Below are 18,796 nucleotides of genomic sequence, written 5' to 3'. Positions count from 1 at the left end.
GGGGAAAGTAGCATGAGCAGTATTGATGAATATGATGGGGCCAATCTTGCTTCTTTTATATACGGGGGGGGGGAGATGGAGAACGTATATAAGACTAAAGAACCTGAAAATATGGCGGAATTCGTAAAAGCAATGGAAGACAAGATTCAAACATTACCATCATATAAAATAGGCGAACAAATGACCAGGGCAGAATATCAGAAAAAGCTCGACCAGATCAAATCTTCCGAAGTATTAATGCGGATGAAGATTGAAAACTTTGAAAATAATGAGGAAACAGATTTTCGTGCCATGACATTAGTTGATCCGGAAAACGAAGTAAAACCAACCATCGTATTTCGGGGAACCGCTGGAAATTATGGCTGGGGAGATAACTTTGCCGCCATGTTTTCCTCTATGACACCGTCCCAAAGAGAGGCGACCAAATATGTTGCCAATTCAGGACATGATCATGTAACGTTGGTTGGTCATTCCAAGGGAGGAAACCTGGCTGCCGCCTGTGCATATGCACTTCCGCCTGGAATGGTGGATAAGGTTAATTCCTGTGATGGTCAGGGTCTGTCTAAGACTTTTTTAAGTCAAATCAGTGGATGGAAACAGAACGTTGCCTTGAACCTTGTTCATAACATCAACGAATACCGGGATATGGTCAGCCAGATTTTTACGAAAACCAGGAGCGATAAAAATACGATTTACTTTGATTGGGGAGTGGAGTGTTATAATGCTGACCTTTTGGGAGATGGATTTAATTTAAAAATGTATTTCTTCCATGTACATAAACCGAATTATTTTATCAAACCGGGAGTAACACTGGCGGACCGTACTTTTGTTCCTTCAGGATTGCAAATCAGATATCCATTTGGAATGGGCTGGACGCATTATCGGAATCTTAGAAATGATGTGAGAATTGTTTTTTCAGAAAAGAATGGCTGGGGTAAATAGATGAGAAGTAATGGAATAAAAAGTGCAATCATTATTATTATGATTATTGGTGTATTTATTCTCGCAATAACAATATTTTTTTACAGTCCAGACAGGCATAAGGCAATACCTGAAAAAAGTGAAAGTGAAATAGAAGTAGAACTAAACCAGATGGTGGAAAGGCATTTGGAAAATAAGTATGGAGAGCGCTTTATAATAGTAAAGCCTCGTTATGGTTCTGCATGGCATACTACCACACAGGGTTCCCCTGTTCCCGGAGGCAGTGTTGGCGGAGAAAGTGGTTTTCCAAGATATTGTATCGCTTATGCAGAAAGTGATATGGATTTTAAATTTCGTGTATATGTTTATCGGGAATCATTGGAGAAACGTCTGGATATCAATAATGTGAAAGAGATTCAGGATAGCTATTCCTGGAAGTTTTTAAAAGAGAAAGTAAGAGAGTATTTTGATACGAGAATGGGGGAAATGATTCCAGATGAACGTAAATGGATAATTAGTACATTAGGAAGTATTAGATTTGGTGAATCTATAAACGAAGATTCTCCCATAGAAAAATATTTTTTGCAATATAACAAAGTTAATAAGGTAACTTTATGGATAACATTAATTGTAAATGGAGAAAGTGAAAGCGATATTTTACAAAATGCTCTGTATGCGGTGACAAAAGAATTTTATGAAGAATATGATGAGGAGGTAGCTATTAAAATTTCCTGTTTTAAGGTGAAAAAAGCAGAAGACTTTATAAATATGGACGGAACAGAAGAGGAAAATCTTAAATTTTCAGGAGAAGGAAAGTTTGATACTTGGCGGGAAAAATTAGAATATTTATTTAGTATAAAAGATTTTGATACTATGTATAGAGAAAATGGAGTATAAAAAATGAAGAATTTGGATGAAAAAGAGAGCGCAAAATTGGCTAGTTTAATTTATGGAACTTCAATGGATGTAAACTGGGAGTCGTTAAAAGCGGACGATGAGGTGGAAGATAAGACGATAGCAGATTTAATAGATAAAATAGAAGAAAGTATAAAAAATTATTCGCCTGATCTAACAAGAGATAAAGAAGGAAACATAAAATACGGCGGAGAAATGACCAGAGAAGAATTCTTAGATGTCATAGAGCAGATAAGAGCTTCTGATACCTTAATGAGGATGGAAATCAAAGATATTACAGACAACGAAGATACGAATTTTCGAGCCATGACACTTGAAGATCCTGAAAAAATTAAAACCAATCATTGTATTGTAGGGGAAGAAGGTGTGGGATGGATAAGGATTCCATGAAAAGTAGAGTGAAACGTGAAACAATAATGATGTTGATTTTTGGAATTAGTGGCTGGATTATTTTTATAATATTTTTTTACAGTCCAGACAGGCGTAAGGCAATACCTGAAAAAAGTGAAAGTGAAATAGAAGAAGAACTAAACCAGATGGTGGAAAGGCATTTGGAAAATAAGTATGGAGAGCGCTTTATAATAGTAGAGCCTCGTTATGGTTCTGCATGGCATACTACCACACAGGGTTCCCCTGTTCCCGGAGGCAGTGTTGGCGGAGAAAGTGGTTTTCCAAGATATTGTATCGCTTATGCAGAAAGTGATATGGATTTTAAATTTCGTGTATATGTTTATCGGGAATCATTGGAGAAACGTCTGGATATCAATAATGTGAAAGAGATTCAGGATAGCTATTCCTGGAAGTTTTTAAAAGAGAAAGTAAGAGAGTATTTTGATACGAGAATGGCGGAAAAGATTCCGGATGAACGTAAATGGATCATTAGTACAGTTGAAGATTTAAGGTTTGATGATGATATAAATAAAGATTCTTCATTGGAACAATATTTTTCAGAATATAATAGCGGTGAAAAGATAGATTTATGGGTTAATTTAATTGTAAATGGAGAAAGTGAAGATGCTGATTTACAAGAAGATTTATATTCTGTAACAAAAGCGTTTTGTGAGAAATATGATGGGAAAGTAAGTATTTATTTATTATGCTTTAAAGCTGAAGTAGCAGAAGATTTTATTAATTTATATGAAGAGAAAACGGAGAATCTCCACTTTTTAAAAGTTAAAGGATTTGATTCTTGGAGAGAAAAGTTCAAGCTTTTATTTCGTATAGAAGATTTTGATACTATGTCATAGAGGATACGGAGAATATAAATGAAAAATCTGGATGAAAAAGAGAGTGCAAGATTAGTAAGCTTAATTTATGGAACTTCTATGAATAAAAATTGGAACACAATACAAGATAAAAAGAACGTAAATACTGTAGCAGATTTAATAGATGAAATGGAAGAAAGTGTGAAAACCCATTCACCTGATCTAACAAGAGATAAAGAAGGAAACATAAAATACGGCGGAGAAATGACTAGAGAAGAATTCTTAGATGTCATAGAGCAGATAAGAGCTTCTGATACCTTAATGAGGATGGAAATCAAAGATATTACAGACAACGAAGATACTAATTTTCGAGCCATGACACTTGAAGATCCTGAAAAAGATCCTGAAAAAAAAGTAAAACCAATCATTGTATTTCGAGGAACAGCTGGAGATTACCAATGGGGAGACAACTCGGCCGCCATGTTTTCAACCCAAACGCCATCGCAAAGAGAAGCGGCAAAATATGTTGCAAACTCCGGTCTGGATCATGTGACACTGGCAGGACATTCAAAAGGAGGCAACATGGCGGCCTCCTGTGCCTACTTACTTCCGGAGGGAATGGTTGACAAGGTTTATTCTTATGATGGGCAGGGAGCTTCCAAAACATTCCTGAATCAGATTGGTGAAAGAAAACAGAAGTTTTGTAAAAGTATTATTTACAACATCAATGAATTTCGTGATGCGGTCAGCCAGATTTTTACGAAAACCGGGAGCGATAAAAACACGATTTACTTTGATTCGGGAGTGGATTATTATAATGCCGATCTTCCGGAAGCAGGATTTGATTTTAAGATGTATTTTTTTCATACTCATAAATCGAATTACTTTCTTAAAACGGGCCTGACATTGATGAACCGTACCTTTGTTCCTGCCAGGATAGCAAATCAAATATCCATGTGGAATGGGCTGGACGCATTGCCGGAATCCTTGAAATTAAAAATAGCAAAAAAAGTTGCTGGGCTGATGTATACGAATGAAAGCGATATAGGGCAGAAAGAAACAGAGTGGTCGAATGAGAGATGGGAAGCAGTTCTGAGAGCGGAGGAAGTTTATGCAAAAGTAAAAAAAAGCAGGGAAGATGAAATGTGTCAACGTTTGACCGAATTGTACCGTGTGGATTTCTCGAAATTCAAGTTGGATCAGGACCCCACCAGCTTTGTGGTAGAAGGAGCCATACTGACGTGTGACGGCTGTAACAATATAGGGGAATTAAAAAACATTGAGGATCATTCAAATATCATTCAGGGCAAAGCTGTCGCTTCGAAAAAAGACAATAAGGCAGGGACGAACATTCTCATAGAAAACGCAGAGTGTATGTTATGTGCAGTAGATGAGATTGAATCGGTATTGAAAAATCCGGAGACAGATAAAAAAACTCTGGAATCAGCTGGAACAGTAACATGCAAGCCGGAGATATGCCGGGAATGGGTGATTACTGATCCCAGTATCATAGTGGATGTGGAAGGGCAGGAGGTGCCTGCCGTACTAAAGAAGTCAATGTTACCATGTTTAAAAGGAGGAATTATCACAGTGGCCCACAATGGACAGATAATTATGAGTGATATAGAAAAAATGTCTCTGGAAGAAAGCATTTCAAAGAAATGGGAGCAGACTCCAAAGGCACTTCAAAAAGTGGCAGCCATTTATACCAGTGGGCTAAAAGGTGAAATAGACAGGATTATTCTGACACCGAAAAAAGTGAGAAATAATATAAAAAATCAGATTGATTTAGGCATTGATATGGGAGAAACTCTGATGAACGGCTGCATAGGCCTTAAAAATGGAATTGAAAGCGGCATCGTAAAGGTTGGTGAAGCCTTGGATGAGGCAATTCAGCAGTTGGAACAGGCAAAGGACAATTATATTCAAGACTATCTCTGGAAACAGGTACAGGGGAAGTAGAAAGGAGAAAACGTGGAAAAAATTGGATTGATCAGCAATGGCGAAATCAGGATAGAACCGGTTCATTTTATAGAAATAAACGAGTTGCAGATACATAGAAACATAAACGAACACATATTTTTTGAGGCAGTTGGAAGAATCAGTGAAGAAGAAAAGAAACAGTATGATCATGGTCTGGAGTTTGGAACCGAATTGATTGTAAAGCATGAAAAAGGACAAGTTCTTTTTCGGGGATTGCTTACACTGGCGGAAATAAATCATCAGGGAGAATGCTATAACCTTCGGGTACAGGCGTATTCCCATACAATCCTTCTGGACATGGCTCCTAAAACAAGACCGTTTCATAACGTGGAAGCCCCCTATGAGGGTATTTTCCGGACTATCACATCAGAATATAAAAATGCGGATACAATTATCCGTAAAGAATATCAGGCAAAGACCGGCCAGTTTTTTATGCAGTATCAGGAAACGGACTGGGAATTTTTAAAGCGTCTTGCTTCGCGCCAAAATCAGGGGATTCTGGCAGACTGCATTTCAGGGCACCCGGCTTATTACATAGGGATTCCTGAGCAATATGTGGCTGTGGAAAAGTATCTGGGAGAATATCAGATAACAAAGGACCTAAAAGCTTATAAAAAAGCGTTGGAAGTTTTAACACCCGCTGTTTCTGATACAAGCTATATTACCTATGCAATCCGGATGGATGAATGGGTAGAACTGGGAGAGGAAATAAACTGCCAGGGGCAGAGCCTGTATGTAAAATCAGTACATACCGTTCTGGAGCAGGCAGTTCTGGTTCATGATTGTGAACTATGCGTAAAAGAAGGATTGGCCCAGGAAAAAAAGTATAATGAAAAGTTATCGGGAAAAGCGGTAAAGGGGACAGTGGAAGAAGTAAAACGGGATCTGGTAAAAATTAATATTCAGGGAGAAGCTGGGGTACAGAATGCACAGGGAAGCTGCTGGTTTCCTTATTCTACAGTATATGCATCGAAAGATGGAAGCGGCTGGTACTGTATGCCGGAGAAAGGAGATAAGGTAAGGATAATATTCCCGGATTCTGATGAAAAGAATGCTTATGCTTCCAGTTCTGTAAGTGAATACCAGCCACAGCCCGGGGAAGCAGATCAGATGGAAGATTACCAAAGGCGGTATATCCGAAATCCGCAGGGGATGGAACTGTGCTGGACACCGGAACAGGTGAGTATTTCAGCAAATGGAGCCAGCATTGCGACATTGGACCGGGATGGGACATTAACTTTTTCTGCCAGTTCTAAAATCATTTTGCGTTCCGAAGGAGATATTGTTATGGAAGCAGGAAATCAGGTAAAGGTTCATGCATCAGACAGCATTCATATGATCTGCGGAGGAAAAGGGGAAATCAATATCAGTAAGAAGGGTGTCATAGAATTGAAAGGTAACAAGGTGTATACCAATTAAATACAGGGGATATGAATGGAACGGGAAAAATTATTAGAAACGTTTAAGTATGGTTATGTCCTTCCGGAAGGTACTGAAAGAATGATGGAGTTGGACACTTACTGTAATGAAAACCTGGAGCTATTGTGTGAAGGACTTCAGGCGGCATTCAGGCAGTTGTGGAAGCGTCTGGAAGAAAAAAAGCGTCTGGAACAGAATATATTCAGCATCAGCTTGTGTGTGTTAAGAAGCAGATTCCTTCAAAGGGATGGGCGAGTAAGAATTTATGCATTTAATGAATCATTTTATCTGGATTCCAATGCGTTATGGGTGGAATGGGATGCCAGCGTTCTTTTTGATTTTTTGTGGGAGATGGAAAAACATCTATGCTCCTCGTTAAAAGATTTTAAAAATATAATTAAAGAAGGCGATATACAGGAAATTCTTCAAACAGAATATATACCATGGATAACCCAATACATAACAGAACTTACCAGGTTCGCCATCAGAAAAAAGAAGATTGACCTTTCACCGGTATTATCCCAGGCAGGGCGGTTTTGTGTGACTGTTGGCGAATACAGGGGAATTTTTGACGAAGTATATTTAGAAGAGAATGGACTGGAGAATGACCTGGATTTGAGAAAACTCATGGAGACTGAGGAAATGACAGAGATAGGAATTTATGGCAGAAACTATAAAAATCTTCAATGGCAGGGCCTTAAACTAAAAGGAATGAACGGAACGAAAAGTAATTTTTATCATATGGATTTTTCCGGTTCTGATTTAAGTGAGTCTTATTTCATAAAAGCAGGATTTTACCACTGCAACTTAAAAAAAACGTTGTGGAAAGATGCACTGCTGTTTGAAGCAGATTTTTCAGACAGTGATTTGTCTGGAGCAAATTTCAGAAGAGCCATGGCGCCGGTCACGAAACCAGGTTTGTTTAACCGCAATTTGTTAAGCCTGGTGGGGGTGGATTTTACCAATGCAAATCTGGAATATGTAAATTTTTCGGAAGCAGATTTCAGTGGAGCAGATTTCAGGACATCAGTGCTTCAATCTACAGTATTTCAAAATACCAGATTAAACGGAGCAAAATTCAGAAGAAAATCATTGAATCAAATAGAACTTACAGAGGAACAAAGAAACAGTATTCAGATTTACGATTAGGAGTGATCCCATGGAATATTACATATTGTCACAGGAAGAGTCATATCACAATACAGTTTCTTTTGAGAAAGCCCACTTTCCTCCAGAACTACGGTCTATTTGCACGATAAACAGGAAGCTACGGCTGGATTTTCAGAACGTGCCTTTTCAGGAAAAAAGCTTTAATCTTAGGGTAAAAAGCGGGGAGGAAATCTATTATCCTGATTTGATAGAAACACCTCTGTTATTCATTTCAGACAGGCTGAAAACAGTATTTTTCAGTTATGAATCCAGAATACACTATAACTGCACAATATTGAGTGATCTGGTTCACAAGAGACAGGAGGTTTATTGGCTTTGTGCGTTGGAAGAAGCAGACTGCCTTGGTAAGTCAGCAAAATTCTATCCAGATCATTCTTTGAAAAAACTGGTTTTGGATAAAAAGAAAATTGGAAACAGAAAGATTTTTTATATATCAGGGATAAGAGAAAACCGGATTGTCGTTCATTTTGATGTGGTGGAGAGTATATTGCGCAGGCCGTTTACCGGGATATGCATGAAAAAAGTCTGTTTGGAGGGATAGGATGGATTATGAATATAAAGGATTGGAAGTAACGATAGAATTGGAATTGCTTCATATTTACGATTTATGTATTTTAAAAGAAATAAATCAACATGCCAGCTTGATTTTACGTGGGATATGTGAAGAAAATAATCATCAAAAAACAATTTTGCAGACAGATGAAAATAAAAAAATAGTAGTGAAAGATCAAGATAAATGCCTGATTTTTTGTGGACTTATAACCAAATTACATATGGAAGAAAAAGGAGAAGTCGGAATGTTTCTTTTGAATGCAGCCTCTTTTTCTTATCAGATGGATTTAACAAAGCGAAGAAGGATTTTTCAGAATTTAGAGATGACTTATCAAGAAGTTTTGGAAACGGTATTAAAAGCATATCCCAATGCTTCAGTCACTGACAGGTTGTCAGGTAATCGGAAAATTCCTCATTTTCTCATACAGTATGAAGAGACAGACTGGGAATTCATGAAACGCCTTGCATCTCATTTTAAGGAAGGAATTTATCCGAATCCTTCTTCTAAAGAAATTCAAATTTCGTTTGGTAGACCGTTTGGAGAATCTATTCGCAATATGGAAGGACAACCAGAGAAAAGGATACTGGATATTTTAAAGAAGCAGGAAACAATTTGGAGTAATTCCTGTGGAAAGTATGAAGTGGGAGAAACAGTGAGGAACCAGAATAAGAATTACTATGTGAAATCGGTTCAGCTGCTCACTGAGAAGGAAGAGGTTCAGTATCACGTGGAGTTGGTCTGTCACAGGGAATCAGAGTCTCCTTATATACCAAACAGACAGATCGCTCATACAAGAATGTGGGCAGAGGTTCTGGAAGTACAGAGAAATCAGCTTAAGCTTCATTTTCCAATGGAAGAAATATCAGGTGCTCTTATGCCTTACTTTTCGTTTGAAGCAGGACAAAATAATAAACTTGGGTATTACATGTCTGATCCCGGAGCAAAGGCAGAAGTTTATTTTCCGGACGAGGAAGAGCAAAATGGGTTTGTAATGTCTGTGATCAGGCAGGACCAGAAAGAGACATCAGGTCTGCCGATTCGTGTTCAGTCCATTGGCCATGAGATGGGGAACGGATTCCAAATGAATGAAAAAAACGTTTTATTTTCAACAACAGGAGAGAATACCACAATACGGCTGACTTCAGATGGAGTCCTGCAAATGGAATCTTCCGGTTCTATGAAATTATCGGCTTCTAAAGACATTATACTGGAAAAAGAGTTTGACCATTTGCAGATAAAAGCTGGAAAAGGAATTCAGATGAAAGCAGGAACAACCGGTAATAATACAATTGAAATGGATGAATCCGGAAATATTGAGTGCAGATGTATGGGGAATGTAATATACAGAAAAACAGGGGAAAGCAGTAAGGATAAGTTTGAAGAAGAAAAAGGAAAGGGAAATGCGGCTGAAGTAAGAGATGTTGCTATGGCGCTTGCGGGAACAGCATTTATTTCTCAGACCCTTACCGGAAGGCAAGACTATACTGGTGCAGGAAAAATAATGGATCATTTTATCGGAACAAATATTACTGCAGAGGGACCATTGGATTCGGAAGAGCAAAATCCTATAAAGGCAGGCCTGTTTCACAATGATGATCGGCTGTTTAGCTCCTTTTCCTATGGAGAGAACCGCAATGGGACAAAGGGGAGGTGAAGATGAGACAGATAAAACACAGGAGATCATCAAGAGCCAGGTATGAGAAAATAAGGAGGACACCAGATAAAGCATGGAGAGCAGAAGAAAGATGAAAATAGGATTGGATATCACCATCCTGATTTGCGCAATATTTTTAATTATTGGCCTTTTTTCTAAGGGAAACGACTGGTTGTGGATCGGGGTGATGTTTTTTGCCGGGCTTGCAGCCGCCGTTGATCTGTTTGGCCGGATAAGGGAAAAGGAGGTCAGGGAAATGAAACAACCGGAAGGATTCCCGGAGGCGGTCAGGGCCACTCAGCTCATGCTTTTGGACGAGCATGATAAACCTTTGAAATCTTGGGATTTAACAGGAAAAACAGCCCTTATCGTAGGAAAGAAAAATGAAGAAGAGGATGTGGATGTAGATTTGGAGGACTGCGAGTACAGTGCCTTCATTGACAACCAGCATGCAGTACTGAATTACTGCCTGGATTCCTGGTATTTGGAAGATTTAGGTTCACAAAACGGTGTAAGAATCATGAAGGCAGAGGATGGCATCTGTTATCAGGTGACCGGAAGGCCATGTAAAATTTTGGCGGGAGATGTGATTTACATTGCCAGTACTCGCCTTTTATTAACATAAATACATAGATAGGAGATTGGAATATGAGCTTAGTAAGATGCCCCAATGGACATGTTTATAATGCAAGACGTTATGGTAAGATATGTCCCTATTGTCAGATGAAGCTGAAAGAGGAGACAGAAGAGAAGAAACCGGTGGGCTTTGAGCCTTCTATGGAAGTTTTGCAGGAAGAGGTCCGGCCTGTCTGCGGATGGATCGTATGTATCTCTGGTGCAAGGGTTGGAATGGATTATAAGATCCACAGCGGAAAGAACTTTATAGGCCGTGGTGATGACATGGATATACAAATTTTAGGAGACAATGAAATCAACCGGAAAAACCACACCATCATTGTTTATGATGAGAAAAAGAGGAATACAGTCATCCTTCCGGGGGATGCGGCAGGGCTTGCCTATCTGAATGATGAGGCAGTTTATGTGCCTACGGAATTAAAACCTTATGATGTGATTGAGCTGGGGAAAAGCCGGTTTTTATTTGCCCCTTTATGCGGAGAAAATTTTGAATGGAATGATAAAAAATGACTGTGATGATCATGGGAGGTCTTGGGATCATGCTGTCGGCCTCTGTGCTAGGCCGGCTGGTTCTGGCGGCCGCAGATATAAGGATAGAAGAAAATAGAAAAAGAGAACCTTCAGATGAAACTGCCGTCAGCCAGACCACCGGCTGTAAGGAGATCCAGGCGGATCTGGCGGGAATCCAAACAAGCAGCGCAGGGACCCTGGCAATTTTGGCTGATGGGATTGGAAAAGCAAATACAGGAAAAGTGTGTGCCAGGATTGCAGTAGATACTTTGCTGGATCGATATCAGCCCTGCCATGTGCTCAATAACCCTGAATATTTCTTTAAGACTACTTTTTGTGAAGCAAGTCAGAGAATTCAGAGGACCATAGGGGAACGGCGGGGAGGTACATGTCTGGCAGCAGTATTTGTCAATGGAGGGTCTATGCATTACGGTCTGGCCGGAGATATCCGGATTGCTTTGTTTCGGAATCAGGAATTGATCCCCATCAGCAAAGGCCAGACTCTTAATGTGCTTGCATTAAACGCTTATCAGGAAGGAATCTTATCAAGGCCTGAAACCATCTGGACCATGGAAGAAAAACGGGTGTGGAACTATCTGGGAATTGATGGATTTCATGAAATTGAGATTGGAGAAAGACCTATCTGGTTAAAGCCTGGTGATGTGGTACTGCTCGCTACAAAAGGGATTTTTGAAGCGGTATCCTGGGCGGAGATGGAAGATATCCTGTTAAAGGATCTTACTTTGAAGGAAAAAGCAGACGCCATTGTCATGGAGTCGGAAAAGAAAAATGGGATGGAAATAGAAAACGGGAGCGTTCTGCTTCTGAGAGCGGAGGTGGCTTATGAGAAGAATGAATTCTGATTTTCGTACACAGTATATCTCAGAAGAAGGGCAGAAGCTCACGAACCGGGATTATTTTGGATTTGCAGAAATGGATGACTATGCCTGCTATGTGCTGGCAGACAGCCTGGATGGAGAACTGGAGACCAACAGTGCAAAGTTTGTTGTGGAAAGCCTGATCCGAAGCTTTGTAGAGGGACCTACCATGAATGCAGGGAAGCTGAAGCACAATATGAATCAGGCTCACCGTGAGCTCTTAAAAAAACGGGGAGGAATGCACTTAAAGGCATCTGTCACCATGGTGGTCACGGATTACAGAAAATTACTCTGCTGCCATGTGGGAAACAGCCGGTTTTATCTGCTTCGGAACGGCAGGATCATGGTCAGGACAAGGGATCAGTCCCTGACTGAGAATCTGCTGAAAGAAGAAAGGATCACCCTGGATCAGGCGGCTGCCCATGAGGAAAGAAATAATCTTTATTCTTTTTTGGGAGAGCGGGGGCAGCCGGAAATCCTTGTGTCAAAAAAGATCGGGCTGGAAGCCGGTGATATCTTTGCTCTTTTTACAAGAGGGGCTTGGGAGAGCTTTGGCGAGGAAGAGTTTCTGGAGGCTGCAAAGGAAGCCAAGGAGCCTAAGGAGATACTGGACCAGGCAGAGGATGTGATCTTAGGACAGCAGGAGACAGAGGAGGTGGACAATTACAGCCTTGCAGTGACCTTTATTGAAAAGGTTTACCAGCCTCCGAAGAAGTTGTCCCTTAAAAAGATTTTAATGGCTGCCATACCCATTGTTTTGGTGGTGGGTGGGATCAGCCTTGGGCTTTATCTGCATCATAGAAGCATAAAGAACAAGGAATACAATCTGGAAAAATACTTAAGCAGCGGTCAGGAATATTTGAAATATGATAATTACTTAAAAGCTTCTGAGGATTATGGAGAGGCAAAGAAGCTGGCGGATGGCTTGAAGAAAAAAGAGGAATCAAAGGAGGCGGACCAGTATAAAAAGCTGGCAGAGCAGATACTTTTAGCGGATGAGGCTATGATGGGAGGAGAATATCAGAAGGCCCAAAACCTTTACTTAAAAGCCAGGGAACTGTCCGTAAAGGCAGGAAATACAGGAAAAGCATACATAGACGCCGGATTAAAGCAAACAAGAGATTATATCGATGTATTTGACTTAATTGAAATAGGGCAGCAAAAAGAGGGATACGGTGACATGGACGGAGCCGTGAAATCTTATGGTCAGGCGAGAGATAAAGCGGCAGCCCTTTATTTTTCATCTGGAAAAGAAGAGGCTTTGGCAAAGCAGGCGGCGGCCGAGGAAAAAATGGAGAAAGACAGTCAGAAGCAGGAAGCTGCAGAGGCGGCAGCCAAGGAAGAATCCCAAGCGGCAAAAAATTCGGAAGAAGAGTCAAAGCAGGCAGAAGAAGAAAAGATGAAAAAAGAGGAAGAGGAAAAGCGGGAGCTGGAAAACCAGCAGAAGCTGAATGATCAGAAAAATGCCATTGACCTGGAGAATAAGGGAAATGAACTTCTGGCGGAGGAAAAGTATGAAAGCGCCATTACCTATTATCAGACGGCCAAAACGATCTATATCCGCTTGGAGCTGTACGAGCTGGCGGATGGGATCAACGATAAGATTGCGGCAGCAAAGGCCGGAATAAAGACAAAGGATCAGAAAACGTCCGAATCAGGCAGCGGGACGGGAACAGAGAATGGAGATCCTGGAAAAAACGGTCCGGGAGTGGGCCGTTAAGCTGCCGGAAACCATTTATGGGAAATACATGACAAAGTGAGGAATACAAATGAGCCGATATACCTATACCTTACACCCGGGAAAAACAGAACCGGAAAAAAATACTTATAAAAGAAGCAAATTGGAAACGATGACCACCTTTCAGCTTAAGGAAATCTGCCGGAAGGAGAAGCTGGTCATGCCTTCCGGAGGCTGCATGGATCGGGAAGTACTTCTTCGGCTGATCCTGCGGTTCAGGGGGCAGAAGGATTATCGGCATATTGATACAGAATGCAAAGGCGGGCTGGAACGTCTTCAGGAGTTCTTTGACAGGAATCTCATAGATATCCGTTCCAACCAGAAGGTGAGAATTCCGGGAACCATAGTAATTTACCGTGGAACTGGATTAAATGAACTGGATCATTACAAGGTAGAATCGGACATGGCCTTATATGAAGGAAACCTGTTGCTCGTAGACGAAAATTTCCTGATTTATACCTGTTTTTACATAAAAGAGGTGGAAAATACCTTTTATTTGTTCCAGGGGAAAGATATGCGGGTCCTGCCTCTTGGGAAGCACCAGTATTTTATTTTGTATTTCCCCAATGAACGAGATTCGGAATTTCTTTATGACTGCTATCAGGGTGATCACTCATCCATTCCGGGCCATATGGATGGAATCCGGATTCCTCTTCTTGATATTGAGGTACGGGATGTAGCGGAGACAGATCTTCCTTTGGTTATTGACTTTGGAAGCTCCAATACGACAATGGGGATATGCCTCCCTGATGGAAGTGTGAAAATTGCAAGGGATGGAAAACATTCTGTCATACCCAGTGTCATAGGGGTGGAGGAATGCCGGGAAGGCGGGCACGGATTCAAATTTGGAAACGAGGCACTTGCCATGGGAGACCAGGGGTACTTAGATGAAGATGTCCCTGTGTTCTTTGATATTAAGAGATGGATCAGTGATGCAGAACGGATGGAAAGTGTCATTTTAAAAAGCGGGTTTAAATATCAGATTCCTCGCCGGGACATGCTGAAAGCATACTTGGAATACTTAATCGACCTGGCGAAACAGCAGTTTAAATGCCAGTTTAAGAACATTCAGTTTCTGGCCCCTATCCGCCAAAAGGAGAAGTTCCGGGAGCTGTTTGAGGAGCTGCTTCCCAAATTTCATGTAAACTGTGAGCTGGATGAAGGGATGGCTGTACTTTTTAACAGCATTTACGGGATGGTAGGTGAGAATCGCTATGAGAAAGGGAGATGGTATCATGCATTGATCATTGACTGCGGAGGAGGAACTACAGATCTGACCTCCGGGCGGTTCCGCATTGATAACAGCCGGGTGTCTTATACCATTGATTTAGAAACCCGTTATGAAAACGGGGATACGAATTTTGGTGGAAATAATTTGACATTTCGCATCCTGCAGATGCTGAAAATTAAGATTTCACAGGCATTGGGATATTTGGAACAGGGGGATTCCTCTGACTCATCTGACGGAAATTACGGGCAGAAACTGGAGGAGGATTATCACAGGGCAGAGGAATTCCTTCCGACCCGGTTTAAGGATTATGAGGAGAAAAGCAGGGAGCAGTATTTTCATGTAAAGAATAACTATTATTATCTGTTTCAGCTTGCAGAAGAGGTGAAAAAATCCTTTTTTGGATCCGGGTTCCAGTATGAGCTTTGGATTGAAACCAGCAGGGAAAGGGAAAGCAGGGGAATGTTTTTGGATAAATGGAAGCTGTCAGTACTTGATGAGGGCTGTTTTACCCACATTGACCGGGAAATACGCTTTCCCTTGTATTTAAATGAGATTGAGACGATTTTAAGACCGGATATTTATCATCTGATGGAGCGTTTTCTGGATCAGAAATTTGAACAGGGAGAATTGCAGGAATATGAAATGATCAAGCTGACCGGACAGTCTTGCAGATCCAGCTTGTTTATGGAGGCTTTGAAGCAGTATGTTCCTGGTAAACTGATCCAAAGTGCAAAAAAGGGAGAGGATGAGTCGGAGCTTAAGATGTGCTGCTTAAAGGGAGCTCTTGCTTACTTTATAAACTGCAAAAGAGGCTATATGAAGGTAAATCAGGATTACCAGGTGCGGACCCTTCCTTATGAAATCGTGGCACATACTCATGAGAATCAGGAAAAAATATTGATCCGCAGTCTGGATCCAGAAGATCATATCGGCTGCATTTCCCGCTTCATGATTGGAAAACAGCTGGACCTTTACTTAAATGATGATAAAGGAAAACGCTTAAAACCCTATTACTTTGAGTATGACACCGAAACTTTTGAGCGGACGACACAGGAAGAGATTGATAAACAGTATGGAGGAAGCGTGATTCAGGAGGAAACGGATACCATACTGGAAGGCGAAATGAAGTTCTTTGTATGGGTATCAAGAAAGCGCTGGGGATTTGTGGTGCTTCCGGTATTGCGGGAAAATGAAGTGCTTTATAAGGGGAAGGAAACCTTCTTTGATTTTGAAGATGATACATGGGAAGAGAATTTTTTTGACGGTAGAAAGTAAGGACTTACTTCATATGACAGGAGGATTATTAATGGAAGAACACCAGATATTAGATGATTGGAGTGCTGAAATATTCGTGGGAAATAATTACGAATATTACAAAAACAAATGGCGTGACAAACCGGAACGTCAAAACTTTGCAAGTTGGAACTGGCCTGCTTTCCTTTTTCCGCTTTACTGGCTGGCATACAGAAAAATGTATTTAGAGGCTTTTTTATATGGGGTAATCTCTCTTTTATCTGTGATCATTCCGGGGAGCGGACTGATTCTTCGTATTGTTGTGGGAATATATGCAAATTCTTATTATTGCAAAAAAGGACTGAAAATCATAATACAAACCTCCGGAATGACGGATGGGGAGGCTGGGATGTACATAAGCAAGCATGGCGGTACAAGCGTTTTAAGCATTTTCATTACCATACTGATTACTGTCTTTCTAGCTATTGCGGTGATAGCGGGAATTGTATTTTTTCCCACAGGAGAGAAGGGAATTTATTCACAGAATGCGCAGTCTGAATCTTTTACATCAAACGATTTAGTATTTAGTTTTCCTAATGATTGGAAATTATAGGAAGAGGAAAATCCTTTTGATTTGCAGTGATAATACAAAATTGCCTTCCAAGTAGTTTTGAGAAAAATAAATCAACGTTAGATGAAATAGTAAGTTCGTGCACACCGAATCAATAAATAAGCAATTCTCAAAATAAGGAGGTGAAGGAAAGATGGATCAGATAGAAGAAATGAAATCAATGATCAGGGATGAGATCCAGTCAATCAGCAATCTGGAGGAGCGAATTGTATTTAAAAACTTAATGGAAGGCGTGTTTTTAGAACTGTATGAAACAAACGTAAAGATGTACCGGATGTTAGAGGAGCGGGTGATGAATGATCTTGCGTATGACATCAACCGTTATTTAATCCGTACGGGTCTAATGGAACGTACCTATCTGGATAAGTCCCATCATCTAATGTCCCCCATATGTGAAGAAGATTTAGAAACGGCCTCCTATAAGATTTCAGATGTGAGGGAGAAGCTTAAGGCTGAGGAAAAATTTTGTCTGTCTACCGTATTTTTGGAATGTGATGCTTTGAAGGTTGAAGAGATATTAAAAAACCAGGAGGACTTTACAGGAATTTTGCGGGCAGGAAAAGAGTATCCGGTTAATATCCGCTTAGTACGGAGTGAACGCTATGGGAAGGAAATAGAGCATCTCTATCACCTGTTCATGAAAAATGGAATCCCATGGAAAACCATCAATGCTCCCTATCTTTTTAAAATGGCTGACATTTGTATTACCGGCCTCCCGGATGAGGTGAGGGATGAGGAGTCAGTGACAAATTTCGGAACCGATTTCGGGAAGTATAACCGGTTTGTCCATTACGATATGATCCCCATATGGAATGTACGTCATTTGAAGCTGGAAAGCGTAGGCTTTCCCATTGCCTGCAGTGATCATGAAAATTTTGAGCATGTGATATCCATTCAGGATCATGGAACAGAGCACGCATATCTAGTAGAAGAAAAGGCCGGTATTAGAAGCGTCAGGCAGAGCGGAGATAAGCTTTTAGTCACCGGGCAGGTTGAAAATGCAAAAAAGTGGGACATTTATATGATACGAAGTGGCGTAGATCATAAAATAGACCGCTATACTTATCCGCTTATGGAGAACTTAAGAAAAGACGGGTTTGCAGAGCGTTTTCAGAGGAAAATGGGACAGTCGGTAAAAACAAAAGGAGAACTGGAACGGTTTATCCGCGGATTTGGCCTGGAGGATTTTATTGAATACCAAGATTGTGCCTTGAAGGAAAATGGACTGGAATTCTTAGAAACCTACTCCATGAACTTTTTTATAGAAGATGAAATCCGGGACAGGGAAGGTAAAAAGCAGCTGATCCTCTATTTTAAGCCAAAAGGAAAGGAAACATGGCTTTTGCGGGATTTAGCAAGCTTTATCTCCTCTGAGGTTCAGGAATATTTTCCCGAGTACGAATGCGGAGGAAAGCTTGTATGAATTATTTGTGGGAAGTCATGTTGGCGTTAAAAAAGAGAGGAGTACCGAAAAAGAGCATTCGGTTTGAAATGCCCCGTGAATTCAGTGCTTATATGGAACTGTCTGGTTCTTATCTGAATCAAAAGGAGATAGAGGAGGGAGAGATTATTGAAATTAATCCCTACTATCGGTTTTACAACATTTTTAAGGATTTCTTCCGGCCGGATCAAAAGGAATTTCCCAAGCTTAAAGAAAACCTGTTTCATTTGATCTTTCATCAGTTGATGCAAAATGATGCAGTTTCCGGAATGTCAAGGGAAGAGTATTATAAGAAGCTGCTTTACCAGGATCTGGCAGACCATGCTTTTGGAACTCAGGCCAAAGAGACCATGGCTCTCTTTGGCAGGGAAGAGCAGGAAATTCTGTTAAGCGGCTTGCTAAAGCAGTATGAAACCGGAAGTTCTCTGGATATGTTTAAGGACATGATGGAGGCACTGATTCCAGGTAACATTGTATATCGCAGCAACCAAAACTCCTATGAGATCCTGATTTATATCGGACAAAAAAAGGAGAACAAAATTGTAAAGAAAATGGATTTTTTAATCAATATGTTTTTGGAGATGCCTTATCATGTGGATATTTATTATGAATACCATTTTGGTATCATCGAAATAGCAGAAACCATGGAAATAGACGAAATTATCTTATGCTGATGGA

At 40.5% G+C, this 18,796-nt stretch carries 16 protein-coding genes; all 16 read left to right on the top strand.

The annotated features are described in order from the left end of the window. Nucleotides 1–12: 12 nt before the first annotated feature. The 16 genes from K401_RS0100265 (at nt 13) to K401_RS0100185 (ending at nt 18,792) form a co-directional block, all read left to right on the top strand. Nucleotides 13–942, top strand: coding sequence for an Mbeg1-like protein (locus K401_RS0100265; RefSeq protein WP_024291079.1), 930 nt, complete (start codon nt 13–15; stop codon nt 940–942). Continuing rightward, nucleotides 943–1,818 (top strand): hypothetical protein, encoded by an 876-nt coding sequence (locus K401_RS0100260; protein WP_024291078.1) that lies wholly within the window; start codon nt 943–945, stop codon nt 1,816–1,818. A 3-nt stretch (nt 1,819–1,821) separates the two neighbouring features. Then, complete coding sequence (locus tag K401_RS0100255; RefSeq protein ID WP_024291077.1) at nt 1,822–2,226, top strand: hypothetical protein; 405 nt, start codon at nt 1,822–1,824, stop codon at nt 2,224–2,226. Then, nucleotides 2,208–3,083, top strand: coding sequence for a hypothetical protein (locus K401_RS0100250; protein ID WP_024291076.1), 876 nt, complete (start codon nt 2,208–2,210; stop codon nt 3,081–3,083). Before K401_RS0100255 ends, K401_RS0100250 begins: the two co-directional genes overlap by 19 nt. 18 nt (nt 3,084–3,101) lie before the next feature. Next, a complete protein-coding gene (locus tag K401_RS0100245; RefSeq protein ID WP_024291075.1) occupies nt 3,102–5,003 on the top strand; it encodes a PAAR-like protein in 1,902 nt (633 codons plus the stop codon). 12 nt (nt 5,004–5,015) lie between these two features. After that, a complete protein-coding gene (locus tag K401_RS0100240) occupies nt 5,016–6,443 on the top strand; it encodes a phage baseplate assembly protein V (RefSeq protein WP_024291074.1) in 1,428 nt (475 codons plus the stop codon). 15 nt (nt 6,444–6,458) lie between these two features. Then, a complete protein-coding gene (locus K401_RS0100235) occupies nt 6,459–7,592 on the top strand; it encodes a pentapeptide repeat-containing protein (RefSeq protein WP_024291073.1) in 1,134 nt (377 codons plus the stop codon). Nucleotides 7,593–8,155: 563 nt separating this feature from the next. Further along, the gene (locus K401_RS0100225; RefSeq protein ID WP_024291071.1) at nt 8,156–9,820 is read left to right on the top strand and encodes a contractile injection system protein, VgrG/Pvc8 family; all 1,665 of its coding nucleotides are present in this window, start codon (nt 8,156–8,158) and stop codon (nt 9,818–9,820) included. A 73-nt stretch (nt 9,821–9,893) separates the two neighbouring features. After that, the gene (locus K401_RS0100220) at nt 9,894–10,445 is read left to right on the top strand and encodes an FHA domain-containing protein (RefSeq protein ID WP_024291070.1); all 552 of its coding nucleotides are present in this window, start codon (nt 9,894–9,896) and stop codon (nt 10,443–10,445) included. Nucleotides 10,446–10,468: 23 nt separating this feature from the next. Further along, nucleotides 10,469–10,966, top strand: coding sequence for an FHA domain-containing protein (locus tag K401_RS0100215; protein WP_024291069.1), 498 nt, complete (start codon nt 10,469–10,471; stop codon nt 10,964–10,966). Beyond that, a complete protein-coding gene (locus tag K401_RS0100210) occupies nt 10,963–11,829 on the top strand; it encodes a PP2C family protein-serine/threonine phosphatase (protein WP_242837902.1) in 867 nt (288 codons plus the stop codon). The genes K401_RS0100215 and K401_RS0100210 overlap by 4 nt, the downstream gene beginning before the upstream one ends. Continuing rightward, nucleotides 11,810–13,564, top strand: coding sequence for a PP2C family protein-serine/threonine phosphatase (locus K401_RS0100205; RefSeq protein WP_024291067.1), 1,755 nt, complete (start codon nt 11,810–11,812; stop codon nt 13,562–13,564). The genes K401_RS0100210 and K401_RS0100205 overlap by 20 nt, the downstream gene beginning before the upstream one ends. A 49-nt stretch (nt 13,565–13,613) precedes the next feature. Continuing rightward, entirely contained in the window at nt 13,614–16,088 is a 2,475-nt protein-coding gene (locus tag K401_RS0100200) for an acetate and sugar kinases/Hsc70/actin family protein (protein WP_024291066.1), read from the top strand. A 31-nt stretch (nt 16,089–16,119) separates the two neighbouring features. Next, nucleotides 16,120–16,659, top strand: a complete 540-nt coding sequence (locus tag K401_RS31675; RefSeq protein ID WP_024291065.1) for a DUF2628 domain-containing protein — start codon at nt 16,120–16,122, stop codon at nt 16,657–16,659. 151 nt (nt 16,660–16,810) lie between these two features. Further along, complete coding sequence (locus K401_RS0100190; protein WP_024291064.1) at nt 16,811–18,100, top strand: hypothetical protein; 1,290 nt, start codon at nt 16,811–16,813, stop codon at nt 18,098–18,100. Further along, entirely contained in the window at nt 18,097–18,792 is a 696-nt protein-coding gene (locus tag K401_RS0100185; RefSeq protein WP_024291063.1) for a hypothetical protein, read from the top strand. Before K401_RS0100190 ends, K401_RS0100185 begins: the two co-directional genes overlap by 4 nt. Nucleotides 18,793–18,796: the final 4 nt, after the last annotated feature.

The organism is Lacrimispora indolis DSM 755 (assembly GCF_000526995.1).
Classification (GTDB): domain Bacteria; phylum Bacillota; class Clostridia; order Lachnospirales; family Lachnospiraceae; genus Lacrimispora; species Lacrimispora indolis.
Note: the sequence above shows the minus strand (reverse complement) of the source record. Positions and strands in the feature narration are given on the sequence as shown.

Bases quoted from the DNA above. Each gene is read 5' to 3' on its own strand.
- K401_RS0100265 (WP_024291079.1), top strand. From the start codon at position 13: ATGAGCAGTATTGATGAATATGATGGGGCCAATCTTGCTTCTTTTATA.
- K401_RS0100260 (WP_024291078.1), top strand. From the start codon at position 943: ATGAGAAGTAATGGAATAAAAAGTGCAATCATTATTATTATGATTATT.
- K401_RS0100255 (WP_024291077.1), top strand. From the start codon at position 1,822: ATGAAGAATTTGGATGAAAAAGAGAGCGCAAAATTGGCTAGTTTAATT.
- K401_RS0100250 (WP_024291076.1), top strand. From the start codon at position 2,208: ATGGATAAGGATTCCATGAAAAGTAGAGTGAAACGTGAAACAATAATG.
- K401_RS0100245 (WP_024291075.1), top strand. From the start codon at position 3,102: ATGAAAAATCTGGATGAAAAAGAGAGTGCAAGATTAGTAAGCTTAATT.
- K401_RS0100235 (WP_024291073.1), top strand. From the start codon at position 6,459: ATGGAACGGGAAAAATTATTAGAAACGTTTAAGTATGGTTATGTCCTT.
- K401_RS0100225 (WP_024291071.1), top strand. From the start codon at position 8,156: ATGGATTATGAATATAAAGGATTGGAAGTAACGATAGAATTGGAATTG.
- K401_RS0100220 (WP_024291070.1), top strand. From the start codon at position 9,894: ATGGAGAGCAGAAGAAAGATGAAAATAGGATTGGATATCACCATCCTG.
- K401_RS0100215 (WP_024291069.1), top strand. From the start codon at position 10,469: ATGAGCTTAGTAAGATGCCCCAATGGACATGTTTATAATGCAAGACGT.
- K401_RS0100210 (WP_242837902.1), top strand. From the start codon at position 10,963: ATGACTGTGATGATCATGGGAGGTCTTGGGATCATGCTGTCGGCCTCT.
- K401_RS0100205 (WP_024291067.1), top strand. From the start codon at position 11,810: ATGAGAAGAATGAATTCTGATTTTCGTACACAGTATATCTCAGAAGAA.
- K401_RS0100200 (WP_024291066.1), top strand. From the start codon at position 13,614: ATGAGCCGATATACCTATACCTTACACCCGGGAAAAACAGAACCGGAA.
- K401_RS31675 (WP_024291065.1), top strand. From the start codon at position 16,120: ATGGAAGAACACCAGATATTAGATGATTGGAGTGCTGAAATATTCGTG.
- K401_RS0100190 (WP_024291064.1), top strand. From the start codon at position 16,811: ATGGATCAGATAGAAGAAATGAAATCAATGATCAGGGATGAGATCCAG.
- K401_RS0100185 (WP_024291063.1), top strand. From the start codon at position 18,097: ATGAATTATTTGTGGGAAGTCATGTTGGCGTTAAAAAAGAGAGGAGTA.